Annotated in this window: 21 protein-coding genes; 13 read left to right on the top strand and 8 right to left on the bottom strand. The window is 63.0% G+C overall.

Features of this window, described 5'->3' with window-relative positions; genetic code table 11:
* Together H3H55_RS25875 and H3H55_RS25880 are read right to left on the bottom strand one after the other, a co-directional pair.
* Window positions 1-753, bottom strand: coding sequence for a hypothetical protein (locus tag H3H55_RS25875; protein WP_193100774.1), 753 nt, complete (start codon window positions 751-753; stop codon window positions 1-3).
* A 116-nt stretch (window positions 754-869) separates the two neighbouring features.
* The gene (locus H3H55_RS25880) at window positions 870-1,295 is read right to left on the bottom strand and encodes a helix-turn-helix domain-containing protein (protein WP_193100775.1); all 426 of its coding nucleotides are present in this window, start codon (window positions 1,293-1,295) and stop codon (window positions 870-872) included.
* A gap of 140 nt (window positions 1,296-1,435) precedes the next feature.
* On the opposite strand from H3H55_RS25880, the gene H3H55_RS25885 reads away from it, so the two are divergent.
* Complete coding sequence (locus H3H55_RS25885) at window positions 1,436-1,933, top strand: DUF2938 domain-containing protein (RefSeq protein ID WP_193100776.1); 498 nt, start codon at window positions 1,436-1,438, stop codon at window positions 1,931-1,933.
* A 127-nt stretch (window positions 1,934-2,060) separates the two neighbouring features.
* Here the strand turns inward: H3H55_RS25885 and H3H55_RS25890 are convergent, their stop codons facing one another.
* A complete protein-coding gene (locus tag H3H55_RS25890) occupies window positions 2,061-2,501 on the bottom strand; it encodes a MarR family winged helix-turn-helix transcriptional regulator (protein ID WP_193100777.1) in 441 nt (146 codons plus the stop codon).
* A gap of 135 nt (window positions 2,502-2,636) precedes the next feature.
* Between H3H55_RS25890 and H3H55_RS25895 the strand changes: the two genes are divergently transcribed.
* Window positions 2,637-4,166, top strand: a complete 1,530-nt coding sequence (locus tag H3H55_RS25895; RefSeq protein WP_193100778.1) for a DHA2 family efflux MFS transporter permease subunit — start codon at window positions 2,637-2,639, stop codon at window positions 4,164-4,166.
* 47 nt (window positions 4,167-4,213) lie between these two features.
* On the opposite strand, the gene H3H55_RS25900 is transcribed toward H3H55_RS25895, so the two are convergent.
* On the bottom strand, window positions 4,214-5,728 hold the full coding sequence (locus tag H3H55_RS25900) for an acetyl-CoA hydrolase/transferase family protein (protein ID WP_193100779.1): 1,515 nt from the start codon (window positions 5,726-5,728) through the stop codon (window positions 4,214-4,216).
* Between the two features lie 651 nt (window positions 5,729-6,379).
* Between H3H55_RS25900 and H3H55_RS25905 the strand changes: the two genes are divergently transcribed.
* Genes H3H55_RS25905 through H3H55_RS25935 form a run of 7 tightly spaced genes read left to right on the top strand, consistent with a single transcriptional unit; the run spans window position 6,380 to window position 13,595 of the window.
* Window positions 6,380-7,060, top strand: a complete 681-nt coding sequence (locus H3H55_RS25905) for a CDP-alcohol phosphatidyltransferase family protein (RefSeq protein ID WP_129517139.1) — start codon at window positions 6,380-6,382, stop codon at window positions 7,058-7,060.
* Complete coding sequence (locus tag H3H55_RS25910; protein ID WP_129517138.1) at window positions 7,057-7,866, top strand: 2OG-Fe(II) oxygenase; 810 nt, start codon at window positions 7,057-7,059, stop codon at window positions 7,864-7,866. Before H3H55_RS25905 ends, H3H55_RS25910 begins: the two co-directional genes overlap by 4 nt.
* On the top strand, window positions 7,863-8,864 hold the full coding sequence (locus tag H3H55_RS25915) for an HpnL family protein (protein WP_193100780.1): 1,002 nt from the start codon (window positions 7,863-7,865) through the stop codon (window positions 8,862-8,864). Before H3H55_RS25910 ends, H3H55_RS25915 begins: the two co-directional genes overlap by 4 nt.
* A gap of 36 nt (window positions 8,865-8,900) precedes the next feature.
* Entirely contained in the window at window positions 8,901-9,668 is a 768-nt protein-coding gene (locus H3H55_RS25920) for an NTP transferase domain-containing protein (RefSeq protein WP_129517136.1), read from the top strand.
* Window positions 9,665-11,353, top strand: a complete 1,689-nt coding sequence (gene aepX / locus H3H55_RS25925) for a phosphoenolpyruvate mutase (protein ID WP_193100781.1) — start codon at window positions 9,665-9,667, stop codon at window positions 11,351-11,353. Before H3H55_RS25920 ends, aepX begins: the two co-directional genes overlap by 4 nt.
* Entirely contained in the window at window positions 11,350-12,531 is a 1,182-nt protein-coding gene (gene aepY, locus H3H55_RS25930) for a phosphonopyruvate decarboxylase (protein ID WP_193100782.1), read from the top strand. The genes aepX and aepY overlap by 4 nt, the downstream gene beginning before the upstream one ends.
* On the top strand, window positions 12,531-13,595 hold the full coding sequence (locus H3H55_RS25935; RefSeq protein WP_193100783.1) for a 2-aminoethylphosphonate aminotransferase: 1,065 nt from the start codon (window positions 12,531-12,533) through the stop codon (window positions 13,593-13,595). Before aepY ends, H3H55_RS25935 begins: the two co-directional genes overlap by 1 nt.
* 161 nt (window positions 13,596-13,756) lie before the next feature.
* Here the strand turns inward: H3H55_RS25935 and H3H55_RS25940 are convergent, their stop codons facing one another.
* Window positions 13,757-14,359 carry a hypothetical protein gene (locus H3H55_RS25940; protein ID WP_193100784.1) on the bottom strand — a complete coding sequence of 201 codons (603 nt, stop codon included), beginning with the start codon at window positions 14,357-14,359 and terminating at the stop codon, window positions 13,757-13,759.
* 998 nt (window positions 14,360-15,357) lie between these two features.
* Here H3H55_RS25940 and H3H55_RS25945 point away from each other — a divergent pair.
* From H3H55_RS25945 to H3H55_RS25955, 3 genes are all read left to right on the top strand, one after another.
* The gene (locus H3H55_RS25945; protein ID WP_193100785.1) at window positions 15,358-16,077 is read left to right on the top strand and encodes a hypothetical protein; all 720 of its coding nucleotides are present in this window, start codon (window positions 15,358-15,360) and stop codon (window positions 16,075-16,077) included.
* Window positions 16,078-16,104: 27 nt separating this feature from the next.
* Window positions 16,105-16,926 carry a hypothetical protein gene (locus H3H55_RS25950; protein ID WP_193100786.1) on the top strand — a complete coding sequence of 274 codons (822 nt, stop codon included), beginning with the start codon at window positions 16,105-16,107 and terminating at the stop codon, window positions 16,924-16,926.
* A gap of 1,394 nt (window positions 16,927-18,320) precedes the next feature.
* On the top strand, window positions 18,321-19,130 hold the full coding sequence (locus H3H55_RS25955; protein WP_193100787.1) for a multidrug ABC transporter ATPase: 810 nt from the start codon (window positions 18,321-18,323) through the stop codon (window positions 19,128-19,130).
* 9 nt (window positions 19,131-19,139) lie between these two features.
* Here H3H55_RS25955 and H3H55_RS25960 read toward each other — a convergent pair whose 3' ends face one another.
* The 3 genes from H3H55_RS25960 to H3H55_RS25970 form a co-directional block, all read right to left on the bottom strand.
* Window positions 19,140-20,291, bottom strand: coding sequence for an acyltransferase family protein (locus H3H55_RS25960; protein ID WP_193100788.1), 1,152 nt, complete (start codon window positions 20,289-20,291; stop codon window positions 19,140-19,142).
* Window positions 20,292-20,688: 397 nt separating this feature from the next.
* Window positions 20,689-22,539, bottom strand: coding sequence for a DUF262 domain-containing protein (locus H3H55_RS25965; RefSeq protein WP_193100789.1), 1,851 nt, complete (start codon window positions 22,537-22,539; stop codon window positions 20,689-20,691).
* 108 nt (window positions 22,540-22,647) lie between these two features.
* Window positions 22,648-23,574, bottom strand: a complete 927-nt coding sequence (locus H3H55_RS25970; protein WP_193100790.1) for a DUF4238 domain-containing protein — start codon at window positions 23,572-23,574, stop codon at window positions 22,648-22,650.
* Between the two features lie 195 nt (window positions 23,575-23,769).
* On the opposite strand from H3H55_RS25970, the gene pip reads away from it, so the two are divergent.
* On the top strand, window positions 23,770-24,702 hold the full coding sequence (pip, locus tag H3H55_RS25975; protein WP_193100791.1) for a prolyl aminopeptidase: 933 nt from the start codon (window positions 23,770-23,772) through the stop codon (window positions 24,700-24,702).
* Window positions 24,703-24,709: the final 7 nt, after the last annotated feature.

The raw sequence follows: 24,709 nt of genomic DNA on the forward strand, positions 1-24,709 counted from the left end.
TCATGCGTCGGAGGCTTCGCTGACGTCGAATGCCGCGTCGAGCACGGACGCGATCTCGCGACACGCATGAGTGAGCGCACGTGAACGACGATCGGAATGTTCCAGATCGAGATCGAACAACGTCGAATGCGACACGTATTCGGCAGCCCTTTCCCGGTTCGGCACGTCAAACCATAACGTCACCATGTAGCCGCCCACCCAGCGCAGCGGCATCACCAGCGTGAGTTGCAGTCTCGTGATCGCGCCGTGGCGGAACCGGAAGCCGTCGTCGCCGACGCGAAACCCCGACCACGCACCGTCGTTCGACACGAACACGGTCAGTGTGTCGTCCGCCGGCGCAAGCTCGGCCGCCGAGACCATCGCCGCGCCCGAACCGTCGCGACCTGCGTCGATCTCCACGAACGATTCGATCCCCCGCTTCAACTCGTCGTAGAAACGGCGCGTGACGTCGAGCCGCGTGTCGTCGGCCACCAGGACCAGTTGCTTGAATCGCGCATGCTCGCCGTATCGCAGCCGCACGTCCGGCTCGTCATCCGGCTCGGCCTCGAGGATGTCGGCCGGCACGATCGCCGCGGGCGGTGCCGCAGCCGCGCGCCGCCGTTTCACCCAGGCCGCACCCCACGTCAGCAGCGCGGTCTGCGTCGCCAGCACGGCGGCCAGCGTCGCGAACCCGGCGAGAAACCCGTAATGCGGCCCGACCTTCGATGCCGCGTACGCGGCCGGAAGCACGTAAAGCAGAAAGAAAAACCACACGCGGCAACCCCGTTGTTCCTGTTTGCGACGTCCGGGCTGGTGTAGCACGGCGCGCCACCCTGCCTCCGGACCTCCCCTGCATCCCGCCAATGACACGCATCGCGCGGGCCGACCGCCTAAGCGCTTTCCGCCTTCGTGCGGCGCACCGGATGACGATGCGCGGCGATGCGCAGCAGCTTCTGGAACGACGGGCATTCGAGATGGTTCGACGCCGGGCACACGGCCGCATGGCGAAGCGCATCGCGCACGGCGCCGAGGCGGCGGATCGTGCGATCGAGTTCGTCGGCCTTGCCGTCGAGCTTCGCGCGATCGATCGCGGGCCGGCCGTCGGTGCCAACCATCGCGAGGATGTCATCGAGCGAAAAACCGGCCTCGCGGCCGAGCGCGATCAGCGCCAGGCGCTCCAGCACCGACTCGTCGTATTGCCGCCGCAGCCCGTGCCGACCGATCGGGACGATCAGCCCCTTTTCCTCGTAGTAGCGCAGCGTCGATGCGGGCAATCCCGTGCGACGCGCGACCTCCGCAATGTCCAGACGGCTCATGCTTGACCTCAAGTGAACTTGAGGTAGCAAGATAGTCGCTCGACTCTGTAAAGACAAGCCCGGACCATCATGAAACCGCTGAACCCGACCCGCCTTCCGCTGCGCCGTGTCGCCGTCACCGTCCACTGCGGAGGCGCGCGATGAGCCCGACCGATATCCTGTTCGACCTGCTGCTGATCGGCGCGGGCGCCACGCTCATGATGGATCTGTGGGCGCTGTTCCGGCGGCGTGCGTTCGGCATTCCGTCGCTCGACTACGCGCTGGTCGGCCGCTGGATCGGCCACATGATGCGTGGACGGTTCCGGCATGTGTCGATCGTCGCCGCGCCGCCCGTGCCGGGCGAGCGCGCACTCGGCTGGATAGCGCATTACACGATCGGCATCGCGTTCGCGGCGCTGCCCGTCGCGATCGCGGGCACGGCGTGGATCGGCACGCCGACGCCGCTGCCCGCGCTCGTCGCCGGCCTCGCCAGCGTGGTCGTGCCATTCTTCGTGATGCAGCCCGCGTTCGGCTTCGGCATCGCGGCATCGCGCACGCCGCACCCGGGCGTCGCGCGCCGGCGCAGCATCGTCACGCATCTGTCGTACGGTGTGGGGCTCTATCTGGCGGCGTTCACGCTCGCGGCGCTGGGCCGTTGAACATGCGGCTTTGCGGGCGCCTTGCGAGCATCGCCGAAGCCTGCGATGCGTCGTGCCGGTGCCCCGTCTCCCGCCGTTCTCGTCGTTTTCGATCCCGCCACCCGGCGCGCCCGGATGGCCACGTGCGTCACTCCCCGCCGCAGTCGATCAGGTTGTGGCGCACGCGCCCGAGCAGCCGTACCAACGTATCGCGCTCGTCGGGCGTGAAGCCGCGCAGCCCGTCGTCGGTGACGGTATCGCCGACTTCGAGCATCTGCGGAAATATCTCGCGCGCCTTGTCGGTCAGCCGGATCACGAACGCACGACGGTCGTCGTCGTTCGCGATGCGTTCGATCCAGCCATAACTTTCCATCCGGTCGAGCAGCCGCGTGAGCGAGATCGGCGTGATCTCCAGCCATTCGGCGAGCCGCGCCTGATTCATCTCGCCCTTCCACGTCAGGTAGGCGAGCACACGGCTTTGCGCGCGCGTCAGCCCGATGCGCTTCGCGCGCCGGTCGAACAGGCGTCCTTGCAGGCGGGCCACGTCTGAAATCAGGTAGCCGATCCGGCTCTCGTAGGTCTTGTCCATCCGCCGATTATAGGGTCAAGCCGTCATCGGCCCGCGGCTCGCGCTCCAGCGATAAGCGCATATATGATAAGCATGCTTATAATTGGCGCCATGCCGGATCGCCGCCCACGGCGACCGCCCCACGGAGACACCCGCTTGAACCCCGCCGCCGACGCCCCCGCCTCGCCCGCCCTGAACCGGCCGATGCTGACCCTGTCGATCATGCTCGCCACGCTGATCCAGACCCTCGACAGCACGATCGCGAACGTCGCGCTGCCGCACATGCAGGGCACCCTGTCCGCGTCGCAGGACGAGATCACGTGGGTGCTGACCTCCTATATCGTCGCCGCGGCGATCGCGACGCCGCTCACCGGCTGGCTGTCCGACCGGCTCAGCGTCAAGCGGCTGCTGATCGTCTCGATCGCGGGCTTCACGGTCGCATCGGCGCTGTGCGGGCTGGCCGAGTCGCTCGTGCAGATCGTCGGCGCGCGCCTGCTGCAGGGCGTGTTCGGCGCCGCGCTGGTGCCGCTGTCGCAGTCGATCCTGCTCGACATCAACCCGCGCGAGAAACAAGGCCAGGCGATGGCGATCTGGGGGATGGGCGTGATGGTCGGCCCGATCCTCGGCCCGACGCTCGGCGGCTGGCTCACCGACAGCTACAACTGGCGCTGGGTGTTCTTCATCAACGTGCCGATCGGCGCGTTCGCGCTGGCCGGCGTGATGACCTTCCTGCCCGCGCGCGCGCCGCGCCCGCACGTGAAATTCGACGCGTTCGGCTTCGCGACGCTGGCGCTTGCGATCGGCGCGTTCCAGGCGATGCTCGACCGCGGCGAACAGCTCGACTGGTTCGGTTCGTACGAGATCCGCATCGAGGCGCTCGTCGCGGCGCTCAGCTTCGCGTTCTTCCTCGTGCATACGGCGACCGTCGGCAAGGCATCGTTCTTCAAGTCGGAATTGCTGCGCGACCCGAATTTCGCCACGGGCACGCTGTTCATCTTCGTGGTCGGCGCGGTGCTGTATGCGACGCGCGCGCTGCTGCCGCCGATGCTGCAGAACCTGATGGGCTACCCGGTCGCGACGACGGGCCTCGTCACCGCGCCGAGCGGCGCCGGCACGATGATCGCGATGCTGTTCGTCGGAAGGCTGCTGAAATACGTGGATGCGCGGGTGCTGCTGCTCGCGGGACTGTCGATTTCCGCGCTCGCGCTCTGGCAGATGATGCAGTACACGGTCGTGCTGTCCGAATCGGACATCGTGTGGCCGGGCGTGGTCCAGGGCTTCGGGCTGGGGCTCGTGTTCGTGCCGCTGAGCGCGCTGTCGTTCTCGACGCTGGCGCCCGACCTGCGCGCGGACGGCACGGCCACCTACAGCCTGATGCGCAATATCGGCAGCAGCATCGGCATCTCGATCGTGCAGACGCTGATGACGCGCAACACGCAGGTCTCGCACGCCGATCTCGCCGCCCACATCACGCCGTTCAACCCGGCCGTACAGGCAATGTCCGGCAGCCGCCTCGACCTCGCACTGCTCGACAGCACGATCAACCAGCAGGCGACGATGATCGCGTACCTGAACGACTTCAAGCTGATGTTCGTCGCGACGCTGCTGATGATTCCGCTGTTGCTGCTGATCCGCCCGCCGCAGAAAACGGCGAGCGTCGATGTCGCGCACGCGGCGATGGATTGACGATCACGGCGGGCGCACGCGACGCGCGCCCGCTGCGGGTGGTTGCATCAGACCTTCATCGTCCCGGTCCGCACGTAGCGCTCGTGCCACGACAGCTCCTCGGCGAGCAGGTGCGGCGTGTGCTTGCCGAAGCTGTCGTGCGACGCGCGCTCGAAGTAATCCTCGAGCATCGGCCGGTAATCCGGATGCGCGCAGGTCGCGATGACCTTGCGCGCGCGCTGCTTTGGCGACAGGCCGCGCAGGTCCGCGAGGCCCTGCTCGGTGACGACCACCGCGACGTCGTGCTCGGTATGGTCGACGTGGCTCGCCATCGGCACGATCCGCGAGATCGCGCCGCCCTTCGCGGTACTCGCCGACATGAAGCACGACAGGTAGCCGTTGCGCGCGAAGTCGCCCGAGCCGCCGATACCGTTCTGGATCTTCGTGCCCATCACGTGCGTCGAGTTCACGTTGCCGTAGATGTCGGCCTCGATCATCCCGTTCATCGCGATGCAGCCGAGGCGGCGCACGAGTTCCGGATGATTGCTGATCTCCTGCGGGCGCAGCACGATCTTCTCGCGGAACGTCGCGATCTCGTCGGCGAAGCGCTGCACGGCGGCCGGGCTCAGCGACAGCGCGGTGGCCGACGCAAAGCTCAGCGTGCCGTCGTCGAGCAGGTCGAGCATCGCGTCCTGGATCACTTCGGTGTACGCGGTCAGGTTCGAGAAACCGGCCGAGCTGAGTTCCGCGAGCACCGCGTTCGTGATGTTGCCGACGCCCGACTGTAGCGGCAGCAGGTTTTCCGGCAGGCGGCCGCGCTTCACTTCGTGGCGCAGGAAGTCGATCAGTTGCAGCGCGATCTGCTTCGACGTCTCGTCCGGCGCGGAGAACGCGTTGCTGCGATCCGGCGCGTCGGTCTCGACGATCGCGACGATCTTGTCGGCCGGGCAGCGCAGGTACGGCTCGCCGATCCGGTCGTCGCTCTTCGTCAGCGGAATCGGCTTGCGGTGCGGCGGCAGCGCGGTGCCGTAATAGACGTCGTGCATCCCGTCGAGGCCGAGCGGCTGGCGCGCATTGACCTCGAGGATCACGTGCTTCGCGCGTTCGAGCCACGTCTTGTTGTTGCCGATCGATGCGGACGGAATCAGCAGCCCGTCCTCGCGGATGCCCGCGACTTCGACGATCGCGACGTCGAGATCGCCGTACAGCCCGAACCACGCATATTGCGCGACGTGGCTCAGGTGGACGTCCTGGTAGTCGACTTCGCCGCTATTGATCTTGTCGCGCAGCGTCGGGTCGGACTGGTACGGCAACCGCATCGAGATGCCGTTGGTGCGGGCCAGCGCGCCGTCGAGTTCCGGCGCGGTCGACGCGCCCGTCAGCACGTTGATCCGGAAGTCCTCGTCGCGCGCGTGCGCCGCGTCGATGTGGGCGGCAAGCGCGGCCGGCACGGCTTTCGGATAACCGGAACCCGTGAAGCCGCTCATGGCGACGGTCATGCCGGGACGGATCAGCGCGGCGGCTTCGTCGGCGGTGCGGACGAGCGAACGCAGGGCGGGAGCGAGGATGCGTGATGAAGACATGGCTGGTTTCTGACGATTTGGTCTGTCGTTGACGTCGCGGGGGTGTCTCCGGAGCGACATGAAGCCCTTGGGGCCGCTCGGGGCGGCCGGCACCACAGGCACGGTCGGAGTATCGCAGAGGCGATCGCCGCGAAATGTCCGCTGAATGCAAAAGATCCTTACCGAATTTGCCGGGTATCGAACGACCGTTCTGTGACAGGCGATCCGCATGCGCCGAATGCACACGAAAGGTGCACGAAAGCCGCGATCGAATGGTCGGCCGACGATCGCCAACCCGTGCGCATTAATCGGCGGATTTCCATTGAAATTTATCGCCTGTCCATCAACAATCGACGACCCGCTGGCGGCGCGGCCAATTGTCGCCCGATGCGGCTGTTCCGGGCCCGACGCAGGTCAAGGTTGCACGCGCCGCGCGCCGCCCGCCGGCATGCGCGAAAATAACCGCCGCGCCGGCCTCGGAGGCCCGTCCGCCCTTGACACCCGCACGATGCGAACCACACTGGAATACGGGTGCGGCCGCCCCGTTTGCCTGCCCTTTCGCATGCGCGGTTTTCGACCGGCCGACACCCACAGGACGCGGTAACACTCTTGTATGTCAGGACATTGATTGAATAAAAAGCAACAAATTACAATTCCGTATATATTTCGCCGATGGACCAAAGAAAAACCGCCACACGCTCCGAGCCCCCCCTGCCACGCACCTGGGATGCGCGGCTCGCGCGCTCGCTTGTCCGACCGCTCGTCGATACGCCGGTCACCCCGAATCACCTCACTACACTGCGTCTGCTGATCGGCCTCGCCGGCGCCTGGTGCCTCGCGCACGGCGGTTTCGGCTGGAGCAACGCGGGCGCGTTCCTGATCGTGCTGTCGAACTTCGTCGACCACACCGATGGCGAGCTCGCACGTATCAGCGGTAAAACCAGCAAGATCGGCCATTTTTACGACCTCGCGGCGGACGCGCTCGTCACGATCGCGCTGTTCGTCAGCATGGGCCTCGGCATCGTCGCCCAGGGCGGCCAGATGGCCGCGTCGCCGGTGCTGCTCGGCGCGGTGGCCGGTGCGGCCGTCGCACTGATCTTCTTCCTGCGCATGCGGATCGAATCGATCGCTGGCAAGGCCGGCACCAAGCAGGCATTCGCAGGCGGCTTCGAGACCGAAGACGTGCTGTACCTGCTGCCGCTCGTGACGCTCGTCGACGGCGTCGAGCCGTTCCTGCTCGCGGCGTCGATCGGCGCACCGCTGTTCGCCGCCTGGGTCGTGATCGACTGGTGGCGCATCGTCCGCCGCGGCAACCTCCCGCAGAACCCTACTGAAATCCAGGCTTCCAAATGACTCCTAGCACGCGCGACGACTCCGTGCTGAGCCCGGCACGCCCCGCGCCTGCACGCGCGGCCGCGTCCGACCCCGATCGCACCGTGGCCGACCGCGTCGGCCATCTCGACCTCGACCGCCTGCGCGGCGACTACACGCGCCAGGGGTCGTTCCTGTATCTCGACACGTTCCTGCCGGCCGACGCGCACGCGAAGCTGGCGGCGGCCGCCCGCGCGATGCAGGCCGGCCTGAACCGCAATTACCTGCCCGGCCACAAGCAGGGCGGCAGCGTGAGCCGCCACACGATCGACGAGCAGGCGCCGTACATCGCCGAACTGTATCGATCGAAGGCGCTGATCAGCTTCCTCGAGAAGGTCACGGGCGACAAGCTGATGCTGTCGCCGAACGACGATCCGCACGCGTACGCGCTGTATTACTACACGAAGCCCGGCGACCACATCGGCTGGCACTACGACACGTCGTACTACGACGGCCGCCGCTACACGCTGCTGATCGGCGTGATCGACGAATCGTCGTGCCGGCTCGACTACGAGCTGCACACGCGCAACCCCGACGTGGCCGACGAACCGGGTTCGGTGCAGATCGCCGACGGCGGCATCGTGCTGTTCGACGGCGACAAGCTGCGCCACCGCATCACGCCGCTCGGCCAGAACGAGATGCGCGTGTCGCTCACGTTCGAATACGTGACGAACCCCGGCATGCGGCCGTGGAAGCGCTTCATCTCGAACATGAAGGACGCGATCGCGTATTTCGGTTTCCGCCAGGTGTTCAAGCAACTGGCCACGCGACGCACGACCGGGTCATGACACGCGCCGGCCTGATCCTGCTGTCCCTCGGGACGGCACTCTTCATCGCACTCCTCGCATGGCAAGGCGTCGGCGCGGTCGCGTCCACGTTTCTCGCGGCCGGCTGGGGGCTCGCGCTCGTCGCCGCGTTCCACGTCGTGCCGCTCGTGATCGACGCGATCGCGATCTCCGTGATGTTCCGCCGCGGCCAGCCGGGCGCCGAACTCGGCAACGCGCTGCGCGCGCGCTGGGTCGGCGAATCGGTCAACAGCCTGCTGCCTGCCGGGCAGATCGGCGGCCCCGTGCTGATGGTGCGCCACCTCGCGCAGCGCGGCACGCGGATGGCCGATGCGGCGGCGGCGGTCACCGTCAGCACGACGATGCAAGCACTCGCGCAAATGGCGTTCGCGCTGATCGGCATCTGCGCGTTCAGCCTGTATGCAACGCACGAGTCGGTCGCGCACCTGCGCACGCCCGCGCTGATCGCCACCGGCGTGCTCGGCACCCTCGCCGCGCTGTTCTATGTCGCGCAGCGGCGCGGGCTGTTCGGCCGCGGCATGCGTCTTGCGTCGAAGCTGCTCGGCCCGCGCGACTGGTCGTCGCTCGCGACCCGGGCCGATGCGATCGACGATGCGGTCGGTGCGCTGTACCGCGATCGTGCGAAGGTCGCGAAGACGTTCGCACTGAGTCTCGTCGGCTGGATCGTCGGCACCGCGGAAGTGTGGCTCGCGCTGCACTTCCTCGGGCACCCGGTCAGCTGGCTCGACGCGCTGCTGCTCGAGAGCGTCGGCCAGGCGATCCGCGGCGCGGCCTTCGCGATCCCGGGCTCGCTCGGCGCGCAGGAAGGCGGCTACCTGCTGCTCGCGCCGCTGGTCGGCCTGCCGCCCGACGCGGCGCTCGCGCTGTCGCTCGCGAAGCGCGCGCGCGAACTCGCGCTCGGCCTGCCCGGCCTGCTCTATCTGCATTTCAGTGAAAGAAACTGGCAGCGGCGCCGTGCGCCGCAGCCGCTCGCCGACTGATCGTTCAGATCCGCCGGCTTTTTGGTTGGAGAACCCATGCGAGCCATCATTCTTGCGGCAGGCCTCGGCTTGCGCCTGCAACAACCGCCCGAAGCGCAGTTCCCGAAGTGCCTGCTGCGCTTTGACGACGTTTCGCTGCTCGAGCGCCATTTGCGCGTGCTCGATGCCGCGGGCGTCGACGAGATCGTGCTCGGGCTCGGCTTCCAGTCCGAGAAGGTCGAGCAGGAATTGAAGCGCCTCGGCCGCCAGGCCGAAATCGTGCTGAACGAGCGCTACGACCTCGGCAGCGTGCTGACCGTGCATACCGTCGCCGATGCGATGACGCGCGGCGGCGACGTGCTGCTGATGGACGCGGACGTGCTGTACGACGAAAACATCCTGCATGCGCTGATGGCCGATCCCGACAAGGCGGTCGACCGCCTGCTGATCGACCGCGACTTCGAGGCCGGCGACGAGCCCGTCAAGCTGTGCGTGAAGAATGGCGTGCCGGTCGAGCTGCGCAAGCAGCTCGCGGTCGACCTCGACTACGACACGATCGGCGAATCGGTCGGCTTCTTCCGCTTCACCGAAGGCACCGCGCGCCGCCTCGCGACGATCGTCGCGGGCTACGTCGACAGCGGCCGCGCGAACATGCCGCACGAGGAAGCCGTGCGCGACCTGCTGCTCGAAGGCGGTCATTCGTTCGACATCGCCGACGTGACGGGCTCGCCGTGGATCGAGATCGACTTCCCGAACGACGTCGCACGCGCCACGCAAGAAATCCTCCCCCTGATTCAACGCACTACCGCTGGAGCCGCACGATGAACGCACGCGAACCCAATTTCACCGAATCGCGCAGCGCACGCCTGCGCCGCATGCTCGTCAGCAGCGACCTCGAATTCCTGATGGAAGCGCACAACGGCCTGTCCGCGCGAATCGTCCGCGAAGCCGGCTTCAAGGGGATCTGGGCGTCGGGCCTGGCGATCTCCGCGCAGTTCGGCGTGCGCGACAACAACGAGGCCAGCTGGACGCAGGTCGTCGACGTGCTCGAATTCATGGCCGACGCGAGCGACCTGCCGATCCTGCTCGACGGCGACACCGGCTACGGCAACTTCAACAACGTGCGCCGCCTCGTGAAGAAGCTCGAACAGCGCGGCATTGCCGGCGTCTGCATCGAGGACAAGCAGTTCCCGAAGACCAACAGCTTCATCGGCGGCGAGCGCCAGCCGCTCGCGGAAATCGACGAGTTCTGCGGCAAGATCAAGGCCGGCAAGGATTCGCAGACCGATCCCGACTTCTCGATCGTCGCGCGTGTCGAAGCGCTGATCGCCGGCTGGGGGATGGATGAGGCACTGCGCCGCGCGAACGCGTATGCGGAAGCCGGCGCCGACGCGATCCTGATCCACAGCAAGCTGTCGCGCCCGGACGAGATCCTGCAGTTCGCACGCGAATGGAGCGGCAAGGCGCCGCTCGTGATCGTGCCGACCAAGTACTACAGCACGCCGACCGACGTGTTCCGCCAGGCCGGCATCAGCACCGTGATCTGGGCGAACCACCTGATCCGCGCGTCGGCATCCGCGATGCAGGCGACCGCGCGCGAGATCCACGAGAGCGAAACGCTGATCAACGTCGAGGACCGCGTGGCATCGGTCAACGAGATCTTCCGCCTGCAGGACGCCGACGAGTACTCGGCCGCCGAGCGCATCTACCTGTCGTCGTCGTCGCGCGCGTCGAACGCCGCGATCGTGCTCGCCGCGAGCCGCGGCAAGGGCCTCGAAGCCGTGACCGAGGACAAGCCCAAGGTCATGCTGCCGGTCGCCGGCAAGCCCCTGCTGCGCTGGCTCGTCGACGGCTTCAAGACGCACGGCGTGAACGACATCACCGTGGTCGGCGGCTATCGCGCCGACGCGATCGATACGTCGGGCATCAAGCTCGTGGTCAACGAACGCCATGCGCAGACGGGCGAACTCGCGTCGCTCGCATGTGCGGCCGAACGCCTGACCGGCGACACCGTGATCTCGTACGGCGACCTGCTGTTCCGCAGCTACATCGTGCGCGATCTCGCGGAGAGCGAGGCCGAGTTCAGCGTGGTGGTCGATTCGTCGTTGACCGAACCGACCAACCAGAGCGTGCGCGATTTCGCGCTGTGCTCGGCGGCGGACGATCGCGGCCTGTTCGGCCAGAAGACCTATCTGCAACGCGTATCGAGCGACGTCGCCGCAGGCACGCCGCACGGCCGGTGGATCGGCCTCCTGAACGTGCGCGGCGCGGGTGTCGATCGCCTGAAGGCGATGCTCGCGACGCTGCAGGCGCGCGACGATTTCGACACGCTCGACATCCCGTCGCTGCTCAACGAACTGATCGCCGCCGGCGAGAAGATCGAGGTGCAATACGTGCACGGCCACTGGCGCGGCGTCAACGATCTGGAAGACTTCCGCCGCGCGGGCGACTTCGCGCACGGCCAGACGCCGCTGTCCGAACCGGGTGCCGGCAACGGGGGCGCGCAATGATCGAAGCGGCCCAGTTCGTCGAGGCCGCGCGCGAACGCGGCTTCGACTGGTACGCGGGCGTGCCCTGCTCGTACCTGACGCCGTTCATCAACTATGTGCTGCAGGACCCGACGCTGCACTACCTGTCGGCCGCGAACGAAGGCGACGCGGTCGCGCTGATCGCCGGCGCGACGCTCGGCGGCAAGCGCGGGATCGCGATGATGCAGAACTCGGGGCTCGGCAACGCGGTGAGCCCGCTGACGTCGCTGACCTGGACGTTCCGCCTGCCGCAACTGCTGATCGTCACGTGGCGCGGCCAGCCGGGCGTCGCCGACGAGCCGCAGCACGCGCTGATGGGTCCGATCACGCCCGCGATGCTCGACACGATGGAGATCCCGTGGGAGACGTTCCCGACCGACCCCGAACAGGTCGGCCCGGCACTCGACCGCGCGATCGCACACATGGACGCGACGGGCCGCCCGTACGCGCTCGTGATGCAGAAAGGCAGCGTCGCGCCGTATGAACTGAAGGTGAACCCGGCGGCGCAGCCGCGCGCGCATGTCGCCGCGCAATCGTCGTCGCGCGCCGCGTCGGCCGATGCGTGGCCGACCCGCCAGGACGCGCTGCAGCGCGTGATCGCGCACACGCCGGTCGATTCGACCGTGGTGCTCGCGTCGACCGGCTTCTGCGGCCGCGAACTCTACGCGATCGACGATCGCCCGAACCAGTTGTACATGGTCGGCTCGATGGGCTGCGTGACGCCGCTCGCGCTCGGCCTCGCGCTCGCGCGCCCCGACCTGCGCGTGGTCGCGGTCGACGGCGACGGCGCCGCGCTGATGCGGATGGGTGTGTTCGCCACGCTCGGCACCTACGGCCCGGCCAACCTCACGCACGTGCTGCTCGACAACGGCGCGCACGAATCGACGGGCGGCCAGGCAACGGTGTCGCGGCACGTGTCGTTCGCGGGCGTCGCGGCCGCATGCGGCTACGCGTCGGCGATCGAAGGCGACACGCTCGACGTGCTCGATACAGCGCTGGCCGGGTCTCACGACGGTGCCCAGTTCGTGCGCCTGGCGATCCGCACCGGCGTGCCCGACGGCCTGCCCCGCCCGACCGTCACGCCGGTCGAGGTCAAGACCCGTCTGATGCGGCACATCGGCGCCGCGCAGACCGAAGCCCACGCTGAAGGAGCCCTTTGATGCTGCTGCTGAACCCCGGCCCGGTAACGCTGACCGAACGCGTGCGCCGCAGCCTGCTGCAACCCGATCTGTGCCATCGCGAAAGCGAATTCTTCGACCTGCAGGATGAAGCGCGTGCGCGCCTCGTCGCCGCGTACGAACTCGATCCGGCCGAATGGGCCGCCGTGCTGATGACGGGCTCGGGCACCGCCGCCGTCGAGAGCATGATCGCGGCGCTCGTGCCGCAGGACGGCAAGCTGCTGGTGATCGAGAACGGCGTGTATGGTGAGCGGATCACGCAGATCGCGGCGCAATACGGCATCGCGCATGATGTGCTGAAGCATGAGTGGATGCAGGCGCCGGATCTTGCGCAGATCGCCGCGCGCCTCGACGCGGGCGGGTACTCGCATGTCGCCGTGATTCATCACGAAACGACGACGGGCCGGCTGAACGATCTCGGCGCGATTGCCGAGGTGTGTCGTTCGCGCGGCGTGAAAATGCTGGTCGATGGCGTCAGCAGCTTCGGCGCGGAAGCGCTCGATTTCGCCGGCGGCGACATCGATGCCGTTGCCGCGACCGCGAACAAATGCCTGCACGGCGTGCCGGGCGCGGCGTTCGTGATCGTGCGCCGCAGCGCGCTCGCGAAAGCCGCAAGCCGCACGTACTACCTCGACCTCGGCCGTCTCGCGAAGCTGCAGGATCAGCGGAATACACCGTTCACGCCGTCGGTGCACGCGTACTACGCGCTCGTCGAGGCGCTGCGTGAATTCGACGAAACCGGCGGCTGGCGCGCGCGCCATGCGCATTACAAGGCGCTCGCGGATCAGGCGCAAGCCGGGCTTGCCGCGCGCGGGATGCCGCTCGTGCTGCCGGAAGGTGCGTCGTCGGTCGTGCTGCGCGCGTACCGGCTGCCGCAGGGGGTCACGTACGAGACGCTGCACGACGGGTTGAAGGCGCGTGGCTTCGTGATCTACGCGGGGCAAGGCGGGTTGTCGAAGGAACTGTTCCGGATTTCGACGATGGGCGCGATTCAAGCGGCTGATGTCGATCGGTTGCTGGAGGGGTTTACGGCGCTGACGCGGTAAACGGTTGCCCTTTCTCGTCGACCTAAGGCCCGTAAGGGCCTTTTTTGTTCTTCGCGGATTTGGGTGGGTGTCGCTTGTCGACCCACAGCGGTCAGCCGTTTCCGTCTCAAGCGGCACTCCCTGCGGCCATTCAGGACCGTCCGTATGGCACCGCACACGCCTTAACGTTTACCGCCTTCCAGTTCGTGGACAACTTCGCGCCACTCCCGGACGCCGTCCAATTCGCTCACAATTGCGGCGACTTCCGGGTCGAACTTAGCGCGATGCAATAGTGGGCCCACGGCATATCGCTTTGCCTCATCGGAAACGTGTTCGAAGTTATGGTGGAAATCCGCCATCGTGAGTTCTCGACCAATGCCTTTGGCTGCCAGGCGAACCAATATCTCCAGTGCGTTACCTTGCGTCCAGTCATATTCTCCCCACGCGGTCTCGCGAAGAGCGTCGAGAGCCGAACCACGAAAATGGTAAAGAACCTCGAAAATGGCGAATTGCCAGGCGGCCAGCCACGCTCCTAAGCCTCGCTTGTCAGACTCGAACCTTTCTGGAGTGGGTTGGGCAGGCGCATGGAGCCGGGATACCAGCATGTCAATTGCGCCGGCTCCCAATTTTTCAGCGACATCGGCGGCTTGCGACTCAAATGCTACGCGGTCATCGACAAGCATTGCGACAGACCGGATCGCCGCATCCAGAGCGCTAGTCTCGACGGTTAAGGCCGCGTGACCGCTTCGGTGTCGGGCGGAAAGGATATTGAGAATTTTTCGCATGCGAAGATCGGTCGGCAAAACGACAGTCCGGCGCTCAACCCATTGAATAATGGAGGTGATGACATGGCCGATATTGTCAACGATCTTGCTACCCCAGTCGACGGCCTCTTCGTAGTCTGCTGCCGCCCCACGCGGTCAACTTTAGCCAACTCGGAGGGGACCCTTGCTTCGCCAACCAGAGGACATTCATGTGGCTTCGGCAGATGACATCATGGAAGGCGCGGAGTTGCCAGACTTCGCCAGTCAATTTCGCTGTGTTGACGGGATCATCGACAACACAGCTGCCGGACAGAACGCGCGTTGAATCCGGTTCTATATCGGTTTCCGTCGATTCTCGTAAGCGAGTCGCGCAGAGAATTCTGGAGTATCGTAGAAGAAATATTGAACGATAAAATCAATCGCAGCATCCTCGTCCACGAACTCCTTCACAAAGTCGCCAGGTCCTGGGCCGGGCACACAGTCCCGAACTGACACCCACCAACGATCAGAAGCATGCCAGACCACTGGAACGGGAGCGTCGATGTCGTCGCTGGCATACCCATTTTTAAAGTTATCACGGAGACTCGGAATCGAGTTTCCCTGGACACTGGTGGGCTTCCTAACCAGATAACCCGAAGGGTATGCACGGTGATCGGGCGAGAAGAACGGTTCCCCGGGCAACTCCAACCCTAGACTACGCAACCTATTGATGGAATTGATTGAAAGTAGCATGGGTAATGTGGTGAACAGGAACAGGAGCCGTAGCGTAGATCAAAATTGACCGTTCATTGTCAACGGTTTTGGCGATGAAGTCGATTGACTGCTTCTGGCCGGTACCCGTCAGCCACGATCGGCGCTTCCCGACCCTCCTCGGTCATACGGCACGGATGGCTTCGAGCGGCCGCTCAGTGTGGTATTACGGCCTTCGATCAACACCGACGACCCTCTCGGCCTTGAGCAGCCTCGCGAGTGAGTTATATTTGCGCGTCGCCCCGCTCGGGCATTACACGACGTAAACGATGACCCAATACCTCGCTGCCGCCTGGGCAACTTTAAAAGATGTGCCAAACATCGTCGGAATTCTGATCACCGGTCTTACCGCACTGATTGCCGCGTCAGTAGCGATGCTAGCCGCAGTCATCGCGGCTCTTGTCAGCCTGCGCAACACGCGCAAGACGCTCGACCACGCCAAGGAGACGCTTGACGTTACGCGGGCATCCAGCGCACGCACGGCCTCGACATTTATTGCTGACAAGCGCCAGAAATGGATTGATGAGCTTCGTTCGGATATGGCCGCTCATCTTGCTGAATCTCAGGAATATGTCTGGCGTTGGCTCGGCCTCCGAACTCACACGGAGGAGATTATGAGGGATTGCAGCATTGCTGAGGACCAACGCCTAGCGGCAGCAACACTGTATCGGCACGAGTTTTCGAAAAACAATGGCGCGCTTGACCGCTCACACCAAGAGCGCCACCATCGTTTGCGGTTTCGTCTCAACCCCGCGGAACCTGCACATTTGCAACTACGCGCTAACCTGGATGCCTTCCGAAAGCTCTTTACAGACGTAGCCAAGGGAGCCGACAGGGAGCCGGACAATGTGCTAATACAGCGCGCGGAAGATTTGGTGGCCCAAACGGATAAATTGACCAATGAGATTCTTAAAACGGAATGGGAGCGCGTTAAACAGGAAGTCGCGTATCCGGATAAAATGATTGCCAAAATTCCCCCACCCGCCTGAGTTTCTATTTTGGAGCTCGAGACCATAATGAGCTGGCACGCTACCGCATGGCAAATCTTCGGCACCTCAACGACCGCCATAATCGGCGTGCTTGCCAGCCTTTACATCGCCACTAAAAATCGCAAGCAGCTCACTGAGCACGGCGCCGCGACGCTAAGCGTGCAGAGGGTCGCAAACGCCCGGTCTGCGGCCACGTTCATCGCCGACAAACGCCAGAATTGGATAGACGACCTTCGGGTGGACGTGTCGCAATACGTGGCGCTGAGTGCAGAGCTGACGGAAGCCTGGAAACGCCTGTTTTCCAGACTCAACGATAACTGGACCCGGTTCCCGCCTGAGCACCAGGGTGATCTAGATGAATACAGCGACGATGTGACCCGTTTTTCTGCTTCCATCGCAGATCGAGACAGCCAGCACTACCAGCTCCTGACGCGCATGGTGCTGCGCTTAAATCACGACGAACTGGCGCATAACGGCTTGGTGATTGCCCTCACAAAGATTCGCAGCCTATTGGGAGATGTCGCGATTCGCGCCGCTGCTCACGAATATGCGAACCAACACCTTTACTCTGGCATCGAGCAGGAGTTGCGATTCGCCCAGCTCTACGCCAAGGTGATCCTCAGGGAAGAGTGGCAGAAACTAAAGCGTGAAGTCGCCGATCCAGAGGGTTTAATGAACAGCATCCTCGCTACCAGCGTTCCTGATGATGCAGCCGTGAAGGCGCTCGTTGAATCAAGCGCGGCCAGCGTTCCTTCGCCCCTTTCCGTCGAGCACGTCATCCCTCTTAGCATGAATAATGTCACTGTGACCAAGTTCAATGAGAACAAGGCACCAGTCCGAACTTACTGAGGTCCAAACTTCGGTATTTCGTAGCGGTCTATAAAGGACACTCTTCCATTGTCCGTCTGATTCACAGAGGCTACCTGTCCATGGTCAACGAACGTGAACACGTATCCATGAGCACGCAGGAGGAAGGCTTGCAGAGCCACTTGGTAGCCGGCTTGAAACGCGACGGACGGCGCAAATACGACAAGATTGCAACGCGCGAGCAGATGCAGACGTACCTCAACTCTCGCGTGTCGATAGGGCGTGTTGCGATGGATATGGTGTGCGGCTATTGCCACAGACATCATTCTCGTACCTGCGGGTGGAGTTGCCGACCAATGTCGCGGCGCTTTCGGCGAGCCCCGGCGGCTTCGGATTAGGGATCAGCGCTTCATAGAGCTAGGCAGGACGCACAAACTAGGTCTGACGCGGTCGGCTATGTACCCCCCCCTTCCCAGCCGAATGGCTGAAGAAGCTGTGAACAGCTGCATTCGAATCAGAAGCCGACGCCCGTGTGTCAGTTTTGTCGCCCGGCCAAGCGTCTCACACTGGCCGTGGGGAGCCCATCAGCGATGGGCAGCACCCGCCTCTGAACTGCCCTTCGGAATTGTCAAAGAGCATCACTCAACAGCGAGCGCGGTTGTCTTCGCTGGTAGTATGACCTTAAAAACTCAACGCGCTCGACCGGCATATGTACCCATCGCTAACCGAAGACAAGCCACTAGGTACCTATGCCGACCGTGACGGCTCTTTCAGGTCTGAATATCAAATCGGCGTCAGGCTGCTCTGGGTAAGATGCCGGCATTGTCGCGGATGCCTGGCGTGCGTTGGCCAGGTCGATAAGATGTTGTCCGGCATATGGGCCGCCATGCCCCGCGCTGTCGCGATTGCCGAGGATTACTCTCGAACAAGGATCCCCGAGTTCTGGAGCAAGCATGATACGTCTCAACGAGACGGGGCGCGCTTGGACGTATGGGGCATATCCATAACCCCGAGCCTTGGAGAAGCAAGATTTGATATTTCCAGAAATTTTCACTTTGACTTCTCGTCTCCGACATTTTCGAAAGACGATTACTGGAACGACAATCCCATCTTACTTCCCGATTTACCTGACCCGTACCATGTGTACGTAGTTCGCGACAGCGTTGGCGGACTCAGTGTGGCTTCGCCAGAGAGTCAATCGCCTTAGGCTACCGCTCCTGACCTGATGGCAAGGCCGCTTAGCGCCACCGCTCCCACATCAACGCATTCTGGCAGTCCGGGTAGTAAATCTGCCGTCTTTGTTTCATTTGCAACACGTCCACTGCTCGCGCAGCGTCACGTGTGTTGCATCGACGGGTTGAATCCGCAGCCGAACACCAACGCTCTACCACGCGTTCCCAGGAAATCTGCAAAGAATCCCTTTTCCCATCGAGACCATGAAAATCCGTCGCTTCGTTCCTTTGCTGGCGCTTGCCGCCGCACCCGCCGTTCACGCCGCCGACAGCCAGCCTTGCGGCGACGATACCGTCACGGCCATCGCCCGCTGGGCCGGTATCGCGAGCGCCCGCATCGCCACGCGCGACGCGGACCGGCTCGTCGTCGCGTCGGCGTGCAAGGTCATGCCGAACGCGCCGGACACGACGATCGCGGCCGTCGCGTTCGATTCGCTTCCGAAAAGCAAGAACCCGGACGATAGCGATAAGCTGCAGGTCGTCGCGCTCGTCGAGGGCGGCAAGGTCGTTGCGGCCGAGCGGTCGGTGGTCCAAGAAGATGCGATAACGGAAGTCGGCGAGAACAGCTATCGCATCGATACGGCACCTTACCGGTTGTCGCCGGACGTTCGTGCGTTCGGCGTCGTGTTCACGAGCAGCGCGCGGGGGCCGAGTTGCCCGGATGCCGCTGCCAGCGAAGAATTGACGTTGTGGGTACGCGAAGGCAAGCGCATCCGCCCGGTATTCGGCACTAACCTCTACGGCTGGGTCAGTAGCGAAGGCACGGCCTGTGGCCCTGCCACCGGCGACGCACGCAGCGAATCGGCGCGCATGACGATCGCCGTCGAGAAAACCGCGAGTCATGGTTTCGCGGACCTGTCGATCACTGCGCACATCACGAAGTCGCAACGCAAGGACGGCGACTACTCGGACACGGGCACGCGCACCGCACGCACGGTAGTCCGCTATGACGGAAAGACGTACGGAATCGATATGTTCCGGAGCTTCTGGTATCCGCCATCGGCGATGAAATAACGCAGCGACCTACTCCGCCACCTTTGGCCCGATCGCCTCGCTCGGCGCCGGCCTGCGCAACACGTCATCACGCACGCGTCGCGCCTCGCGCGCCGTATAGCGATTCTTCAGCCGCAGGAACGGTTTTTCGACGAGGAAATAACTCGCCGTCGCGGCAATCAGCGCCCACACGATCCCAAGCGGAAACGCGTGCGCGACCGGCAGGTCCGGGTTCGCGAACGGCTGCTGCCACAGATAGAGACTGAACGAGATCGTGCCGATGAACACGACCGGCCCGGCGCGCAGCCAGCGCGCGCACCAGAACTCGTTGCGGAAATTCAGCACGACGATCACGATCGCGATCAGCGCGGCTTCGAGCGTCACGCCGTACGTCGCATTCCAGAAGCCGCCGAGCCGATGTTCGGCGAGCGGCATCCCGAGAAGCACGACAACGATGATCGCCGTCACGATGTGCGTCTCGCCGCGCCACGAGCGGATCCACGCTTCGAGCCGTTCGCGGTTGAGCGACGCATAACAACCGATCAGGATCGGATCGACGCCGGTGTGCAGCATCATCCCGAGCTGCCCGCGCAGCGCCGGTGCAATGAAATACGTGACGGCGCGCACCAGCGGCACGATCAGGATCAGCGCGGCCAGCCAGCGCGTGCCGTCGCGGCGGATGCCGTACACGAACAGCAGCGGCCAGAACCAGTAGAACTGCTCCTCGAGCGCGAGCGACCAGAAATGGCCGAGATACCACGCGCCGTCGCGATGCACCAGGTTGTCGGCGGTCAGCCCGAACCACGCCGAGTAATTCCACAGGTGCAGCGCGGCATACAGCCACTGCCGGCGATCGACGTCGAACCAGCCGGCGAAAGCCACAATCGCGACGGCCGCGAGATAGACGTAGCAGGCCGGCCAGATCCGCAGCGCGCGGCGCACGTAGAACGACGTCAGCGCGATACCGCCGGTGCGCGAGAACTCGGCGCGCAGCACGTTGGTGATCAGGAAACCGCTGAGGACGAAAAAGATCAGCACGCCGAGCTTGCCGTCGGCGATCAGGCGCAACGGCGCGTACCAGCCCGTGTAGCCGCCGGGCAGCACGTGCTCGGCATGGCCGACGACGACCATCAACACCGCGACGGCGCGCAACCCGGTCAACTGCGTGACGCGATGGTTCATCGACTGATTCCCGTTGGCACGGTAAAGAAGCAGGAGATAGGCCGGCGCCCCCGATCCGGCGCACCGACATGCCGCCGGGATTTTGTATGAAAAATATCGGAATGAAATTGCTTCAAAAATCCGGGGCGGGCTAGACGCCCATTGGTAAGGGTCAATACACCACCCAAGTTGCCGCCGACCACATATACCAATTCACGCGAATGAACGCGGCCTACCGATTCGACGCCCCGGTTACCGCGACCGGTGCAACCAATTCGTCTATTCGGTACAACCAGAGCACGTTTGCCACGATTCAATACCAAAAAGGCTCCACCGGAGTCGCCCCGATGAAGCCCAAGCCACAACATGTACGCCTCAAGGAGTGTGGCGTAGCCGAAACACCCGCGTCGTCTTGCTCTCAAGCGACAAACACTTCGCTTTCGCTGTCTTCGTCGAGTCCGTCTGCATCGATGGGCATTTGAAGGTCCACTGCAATATGTTTTCCTATGGTCTTCTCAATCAACCTAAGCAACGCAACCTTTCTCGCAAGATAAAATGCCGAAAAATCGTCGGCACGGAGAGCAACCGCATCGATCAGGTGCGATTCCAGAATTGTATTCATCGCCGCATCGTCCAACTGAACCTGCTTATGGCCTTGAAGCTTTGACAAATACGTAGACGGCGCGTGTCCACCGATCATTCGATTGGCTTTATAGGAAATCGGGGTCTTGTTGACGATTGTGTTATACACAGATCGCTTTATGCCATGCACTTCGCACCAATCTTGCGGAAAGATGTGATGAATATCAAGGGCCAAGTCTTCGTCCTCAAGTTCCTGAACACTGGCCTTCCAGAAGAAGTCTTTAGCCCCTTCGCGCAATACCAAGACGTTCAAGCCTTTATATGCTGCCGAGAGACGCGACGACATCCGATCCAGGCGATCCGGATTGAACACGGCATCTGCCACGGTCCTTGGGACTGCGTCATCACTCTCGATCCATGCCAACAAATCTTCGACATCGTTGGCAATGCGTGTCTCGATAGCTCCGCCATAGAGTTCGCCCAAGACACCGCACCAGAACCAATTGGCCAGCTTGTCATAGATCCTGGGTTCGAGCCATCGCGTTCGCAGGTGCGACATGACTGCAGCCAACGGAGCGAGTTGTGAACGATAAGGTAGATCGCGCGGATGATTGATGCATTCCTTTCGCAGAAACTTCGCTGCCAGCACGAATCCCGTTTCGACTGCATCCGCCCATTTCAGGTAGGCACTTAGCGGCATCGAAAGAATCGATGCACGCTTCGCACTGACAGGTTGTACCGACTTCCCCGTCTTGCCCTCCGTAAAATCCGCACGCCGTGCCTCCAGCGTGTGCAGCATCGAGATCGCCTGCAGGAAATCCGTCGATTCAACCTGCGACAGTACCGCCTCCCTGCACAAGCGCGCATAGCGGCCGATCACCTTTCTAGGCGCACTTCCATGCCAGTCATCGCGCAAATTGAAACCGTCTGCTGCGTAAGTCGCAGTAACCAACTCGAACACATTCAACGGCACACCGCCCGTATTGACCTTCTCGAATACAAGACACACTGCCTCCTTAGTCGTCGTTCGTCCAAGTTGGATCACGGGAACCTGATAGCCGCTGAACTTCGCCAGAACTGACTGCTGGAACTCCAAGAACTGCGCCAGCGCGCCTGGATTGTATCTGTTCAAGCCTTGAAGCCAGTCTGCCCACTGCAAGGTCTGGTCGCATGGAAAATACAGGTTCATGTATTCGTTTTCCGGCGTACTTAGATCCAGTTCAATCTTGCGACCGAAATCCGTTTTGAGCAGTCGATCCGGCTCCACTGCAAGAATTGCTTCGTCTAGACGCGTGTCCCCTTCCAATGCCGTCGGAATATGCCAGTAATAATGCCGGTCTATTCGCTTGTTCTTTTCATTTCGCGTTGCTACCGGGGACTTGAGGGCAAGAACCTGAGTCAGCGTGGTCAACCGCTGTTGACCATCAAGAATCAATATTTCCGGCTCCGGCAGCCCTGTCGATGGCACACCTTCGACTGGTCGCACCTGAAACCTGACTTCCCCTCCTGTCTCCAGCAGCATAACCGCACCAACTGGAAAAGATCTGGCGACGCTCACCAGAAGACTCCGCACGTGTTGATCATCCCAGACCCAGCCCCGCTGGAAGTCTGGAAGCTGAATCTTGCCTTTGACAATATCCGACAAGAGATCGGACAAGAGGCGTTTCGTGCTGTCAAAAGTATTCATGTCCGGCCCCCCGAGAACGACGTTGTGATAGATGTAGGTCAGGTTATCGGCAGCGCACCGAAAAAATTGAGTCTTGTTTTATGCACGGTATCCACTTCATGGATGCCGTCAGTTGGACGGATGCCCCCGATCGCCGAGGTGTCTGGACAAAGCTGCAATCGACGAGGCAAATACATACTTGGGTGCCGACGCGAACAACTGTGCCTGAGACACCTCCACTTCTTGCGGTGTTACGGAACAGCCGTCTCTCCCCAGTAAAAGCATCCGATCCTTGGAAAACGGAAATATCTTTGTGCCCTCACCATTGAATACTTGCTCGATTGTGTCACCGATCAGGGGGCCATCCGAACAAATCAGATCGTGGCCGTATCCATCCGGTATTTTCGTTATATGAAACCTTTCTCCCGGTGCAAAGGGCGTCTGATAGGTGAGAAGCGGTAAGAGGAAATACTGAATGATTCGCGCAGCATCTTCCATGTCTCGTGCCTCAGCGATCTCTTCGATCGTGTGCAGATCCAGCACGGAAACAAGATCGTCATCGGCCATCCCCTCGAACAAGTCCGGCAATTTTTCAGCATACTCGATCGCCAGCTCTCGTCGTTCCGGGTGGCGCCAGAACTGACATGCGATGAACAACCGCAATATTTTCTCAATCTCAGGCACCTCGGACAATGCCGCGTCGATAGCATCTGCATCGGTATCAGTTTCAAGCATTCGAAAAATTTCGGCCCATTGCGTCTCGAAGAACGAAAACATCGTCTCAAGCACAACCAGCTGACTTTGAGCGACATCGAGGGTGTACAGATGTCGTATGTAACAAATGGCGCTCGCAGCTTTGGGCTCGTTAGAAAGCTTTCCGAACTCGCTATCGTAGACGTACACAAACGCGTCCGCCCGCGAGGAAAATCGCTTGATGAAGAACTCCGGCACAATGTGGTGCTTTGCTGGTAGATTTTGTTTTTTTCCGGCCATGTAATCCTCGTGTAAACCCGATTCGGCGTGTAAAAACCACCAGAATAAGGCAAGCCAGTCCATTCAGGGCTGTCATTGATCAATGGCTACTGCGACGATCTCCAATCTCGCCTATAGGTGTCGCGGCGTATACTCAAGCCAGCCGATACCAGTGGCTTGTACATACCCGATTGTCGAGCCTGGAGCCGCGGGGTTGCCGGAATGACGCGTAGCTCAATAGCCTTGGCATAATGTTGCAAATCCTTTCCGCTCATGCCCATGTACCCACCGATCGAACCCTACGCCCACGGCCACCTCGACACCGGCGACGGCCATCGCATCTATTGGGAGCGCTGCGGCAACCCGGCCGGCAAGCCCGCCGTGTTCCTGCACGGCGGCCCCGGCGCGGGCTGCAGCCCCGATCATCGCCGCCTGTTCGACCCGGAGCGCTACGACATCCTGCTGTTCGACCAGCGCGGCTGCGGGCGCTCGATGCCGCACGCGAGCCTCGAGAACAACACGACGTGGCATCTGGTCGCCGATATCGAACGCCTGCGCGAGATGGTCGGCGCCGAGCAATGGCTCGTATTCGGCGGCTCGTGGGGCAGCGCGCTGTCGATCGCGTACGCGGAAACGCACCCGGAACGCGTCAGCGCGCTGATCGTGCGCGGCATCTTCACGATGCGCCGCGCGGAATTGCTGTGGTACTACCAGGAAGGCGCGTCGTGGCTGTTCCCCGACCTCTGGGAAGCCTTCGTCGCGCCGATTCCGGAAGCCGAACGCGGCGACCTGATGGCCGCCTACCATCGCCGGCTGACGGGCGACGACGAAGCCGCGAAGCTCGAAGCCGCGCGCGCGTGGAGCATCTGGGAAGGCCGCACGATCACGCTGCTGCCCGATCCCGAACTCGCCGCGCACTTCGCGGACGGCCACTATGCGCTCGCGTTCGCTCGAATCGAAAACCACTACTTCGTCAACCACGGTTTCGTCGAGGAAGGCCAGTTGCTGCGCGACGCGCATCGCCTCGCCGGCATTCCCGGCGTGATCGTGCAAGGCCGCTACGACATCGCGACGCCAGCCCGCACTGCGTGGGATCTGTCGAAGGCGTGGCCGGAAGCGACGTTCGAGATCGTGCCCGGCGCCGGGCACGCGTATAACGAACCGGGGATCCTGGAAGCGCTGATCGCGGCAACGGACCGGTTCGCAGACTAGCCACGCA

This window comes from Burkholderia sp. Z1 (assembly GCF_014893795.1).
GTDB lineage: Bacteria > Pseudomonadota > Gammaproteobacteria > Burkholderiales > Burkholderiaceae > Burkholderia > Burkholderia theae.

What these genes read in the sequence shown, in the direction of transcription:
- H3H55_RS25880 (WP_193100775.1), bottom strand. Translation starts at nt 1,295, where the DNA reads ATGAGCCGTCTGGACATTGCGGAGGTCGCGCGTCGCACGGGATTGCCC.
- H3H55_RS25885 (WP_193100776.1), top strand. Translation starts at nt 1,436, where the DNA reads ATGAGCCCGACCGATATCCTGTTCGACCTGCTGCTGATCGGCGCGGGC.
- H3H55_RS25890 (WP_193100777.1), bottom strand. Translation starts at nt 2,501, where the DNA reads ATGGACAAGACCTACGAGAGCCGGATCGGCTACCTGATTTCAGACGTG.
- H3H55_RS25900 (WP_193100779.1), bottom strand. Translation starts at nt 5,728, where the DNA reads ATGTCTTCATCACGCATCCTCGCTCCCGCCCTGCGTTCGCTCGTCCGC.
- H3H55_RS25905 (WP_129517139.1), top strand. Translation starts at nt 6,380, where the DNA reads ATGGACCAAAGAAAAACCGCCACACGCTCCGAGCCCCCCCTGCCACGC.
- H3H55_RS25910 (WP_129517138.1), top strand. Translation starts at nt 7,057, where the DNA reads ATGACTCCTAGCACGCGCGACGACTCCGTGCTGAGCCCGGCACGCCCC.
- H3H55_RS25915 (WP_193100780.1), top strand. Translation starts at nt 7,863, where the DNA reads ATGACACGCGCCGGCCTGATCCTGCTGTCCCTCGGGACGGCACTCTTC.
- H3H55_RS25920 (WP_129517136.1), top strand. Translation starts at nt 8,901, where the DNA reads ATGCGAGCCATCATTCTTGCGGCAGGCCTCGGCTTGCGCCTGCAACAA.
- aepX (WP_193100781.1), top strand. Translation starts at nt 9,665, where the DNA reads ATGAACGCACGCGAACCCAATTTCACCGAATCGCGCAGCGCACGCCTG.
- aepY (WP_193100782.1), top strand. Translation starts at nt 11,350, where the DNA reads ATGATCGAAGCGGCCCAGTTCGTCGAGGCCGCGCGCGAACGCGGCTTC.
- H3H55_RS25935 (WP_193100783.1), top strand. Translation starts at nt 12,531, where the DNA reads ATGCTGCTGCTGAACCCCGGCCCGGTAACGCTGACCGAACGCGTGCGC.
- H3H55_RS25940 (WP_193100784.1), bottom strand. Translation starts at nt 14,359, where the DNA reads ATGCGAAAAATTCTCAATATCCTTTCCGCCCGACACCGAAGCGGTCAC.
- H3H55_RS25945 (WP_193100785.1), top strand. Translation starts at nt 15,358, where the DNA reads ATGACCCAATACCTCGCTGCCGCCTGGGCAACTTTAAAAGATGTGCCA.
- H3H55_RS25950 (WP_193100786.1), top strand. Translation starts at nt 16,105, where the DNA reads ATGAGCTGGCACGCTACCGCATGGCAAATCTTCGGCACCTCAACGACC.
- H3H55_RS25955 (WP_193100787.1), top strand. Translation starts at nt 18,321, where the DNA reads ATGAAAATCCGTCGCTTCGTTCCTTTGCTGGCGCTTGCCGCCGCACCC.
- H3H55_RS25960 (WP_193100788.1), bottom strand. Translation starts at nt 20,291, where the DNA reads ATGAACCATCGCGTCACGCAGTTGACCGGGTTGCGCGCCGTCGCGGTG.
- H3H55_RS25965 (WP_193100789.1), bottom strand. Translation starts at nt 22,539, where the DNA reads ATGAATACTTTTGACAGCACGAAACGCCTCTTGTCCGATCTCTTGTCG.
- H3H55_RS25970 (WP_193100790.1), bottom strand. Translation starts at nt 23,574, where the DNA reads ATGGACTGGCTTGCCTTATTCTGGTGGTTTTTACACGCCGAATCGGGT.
- pip (WP_193100791.1), top strand. Translation starts at nt 23,770, where the DNA reads ATGTACCCACCGATCGAACCCTACGCCCACGGCCACCTCGACACCGGC.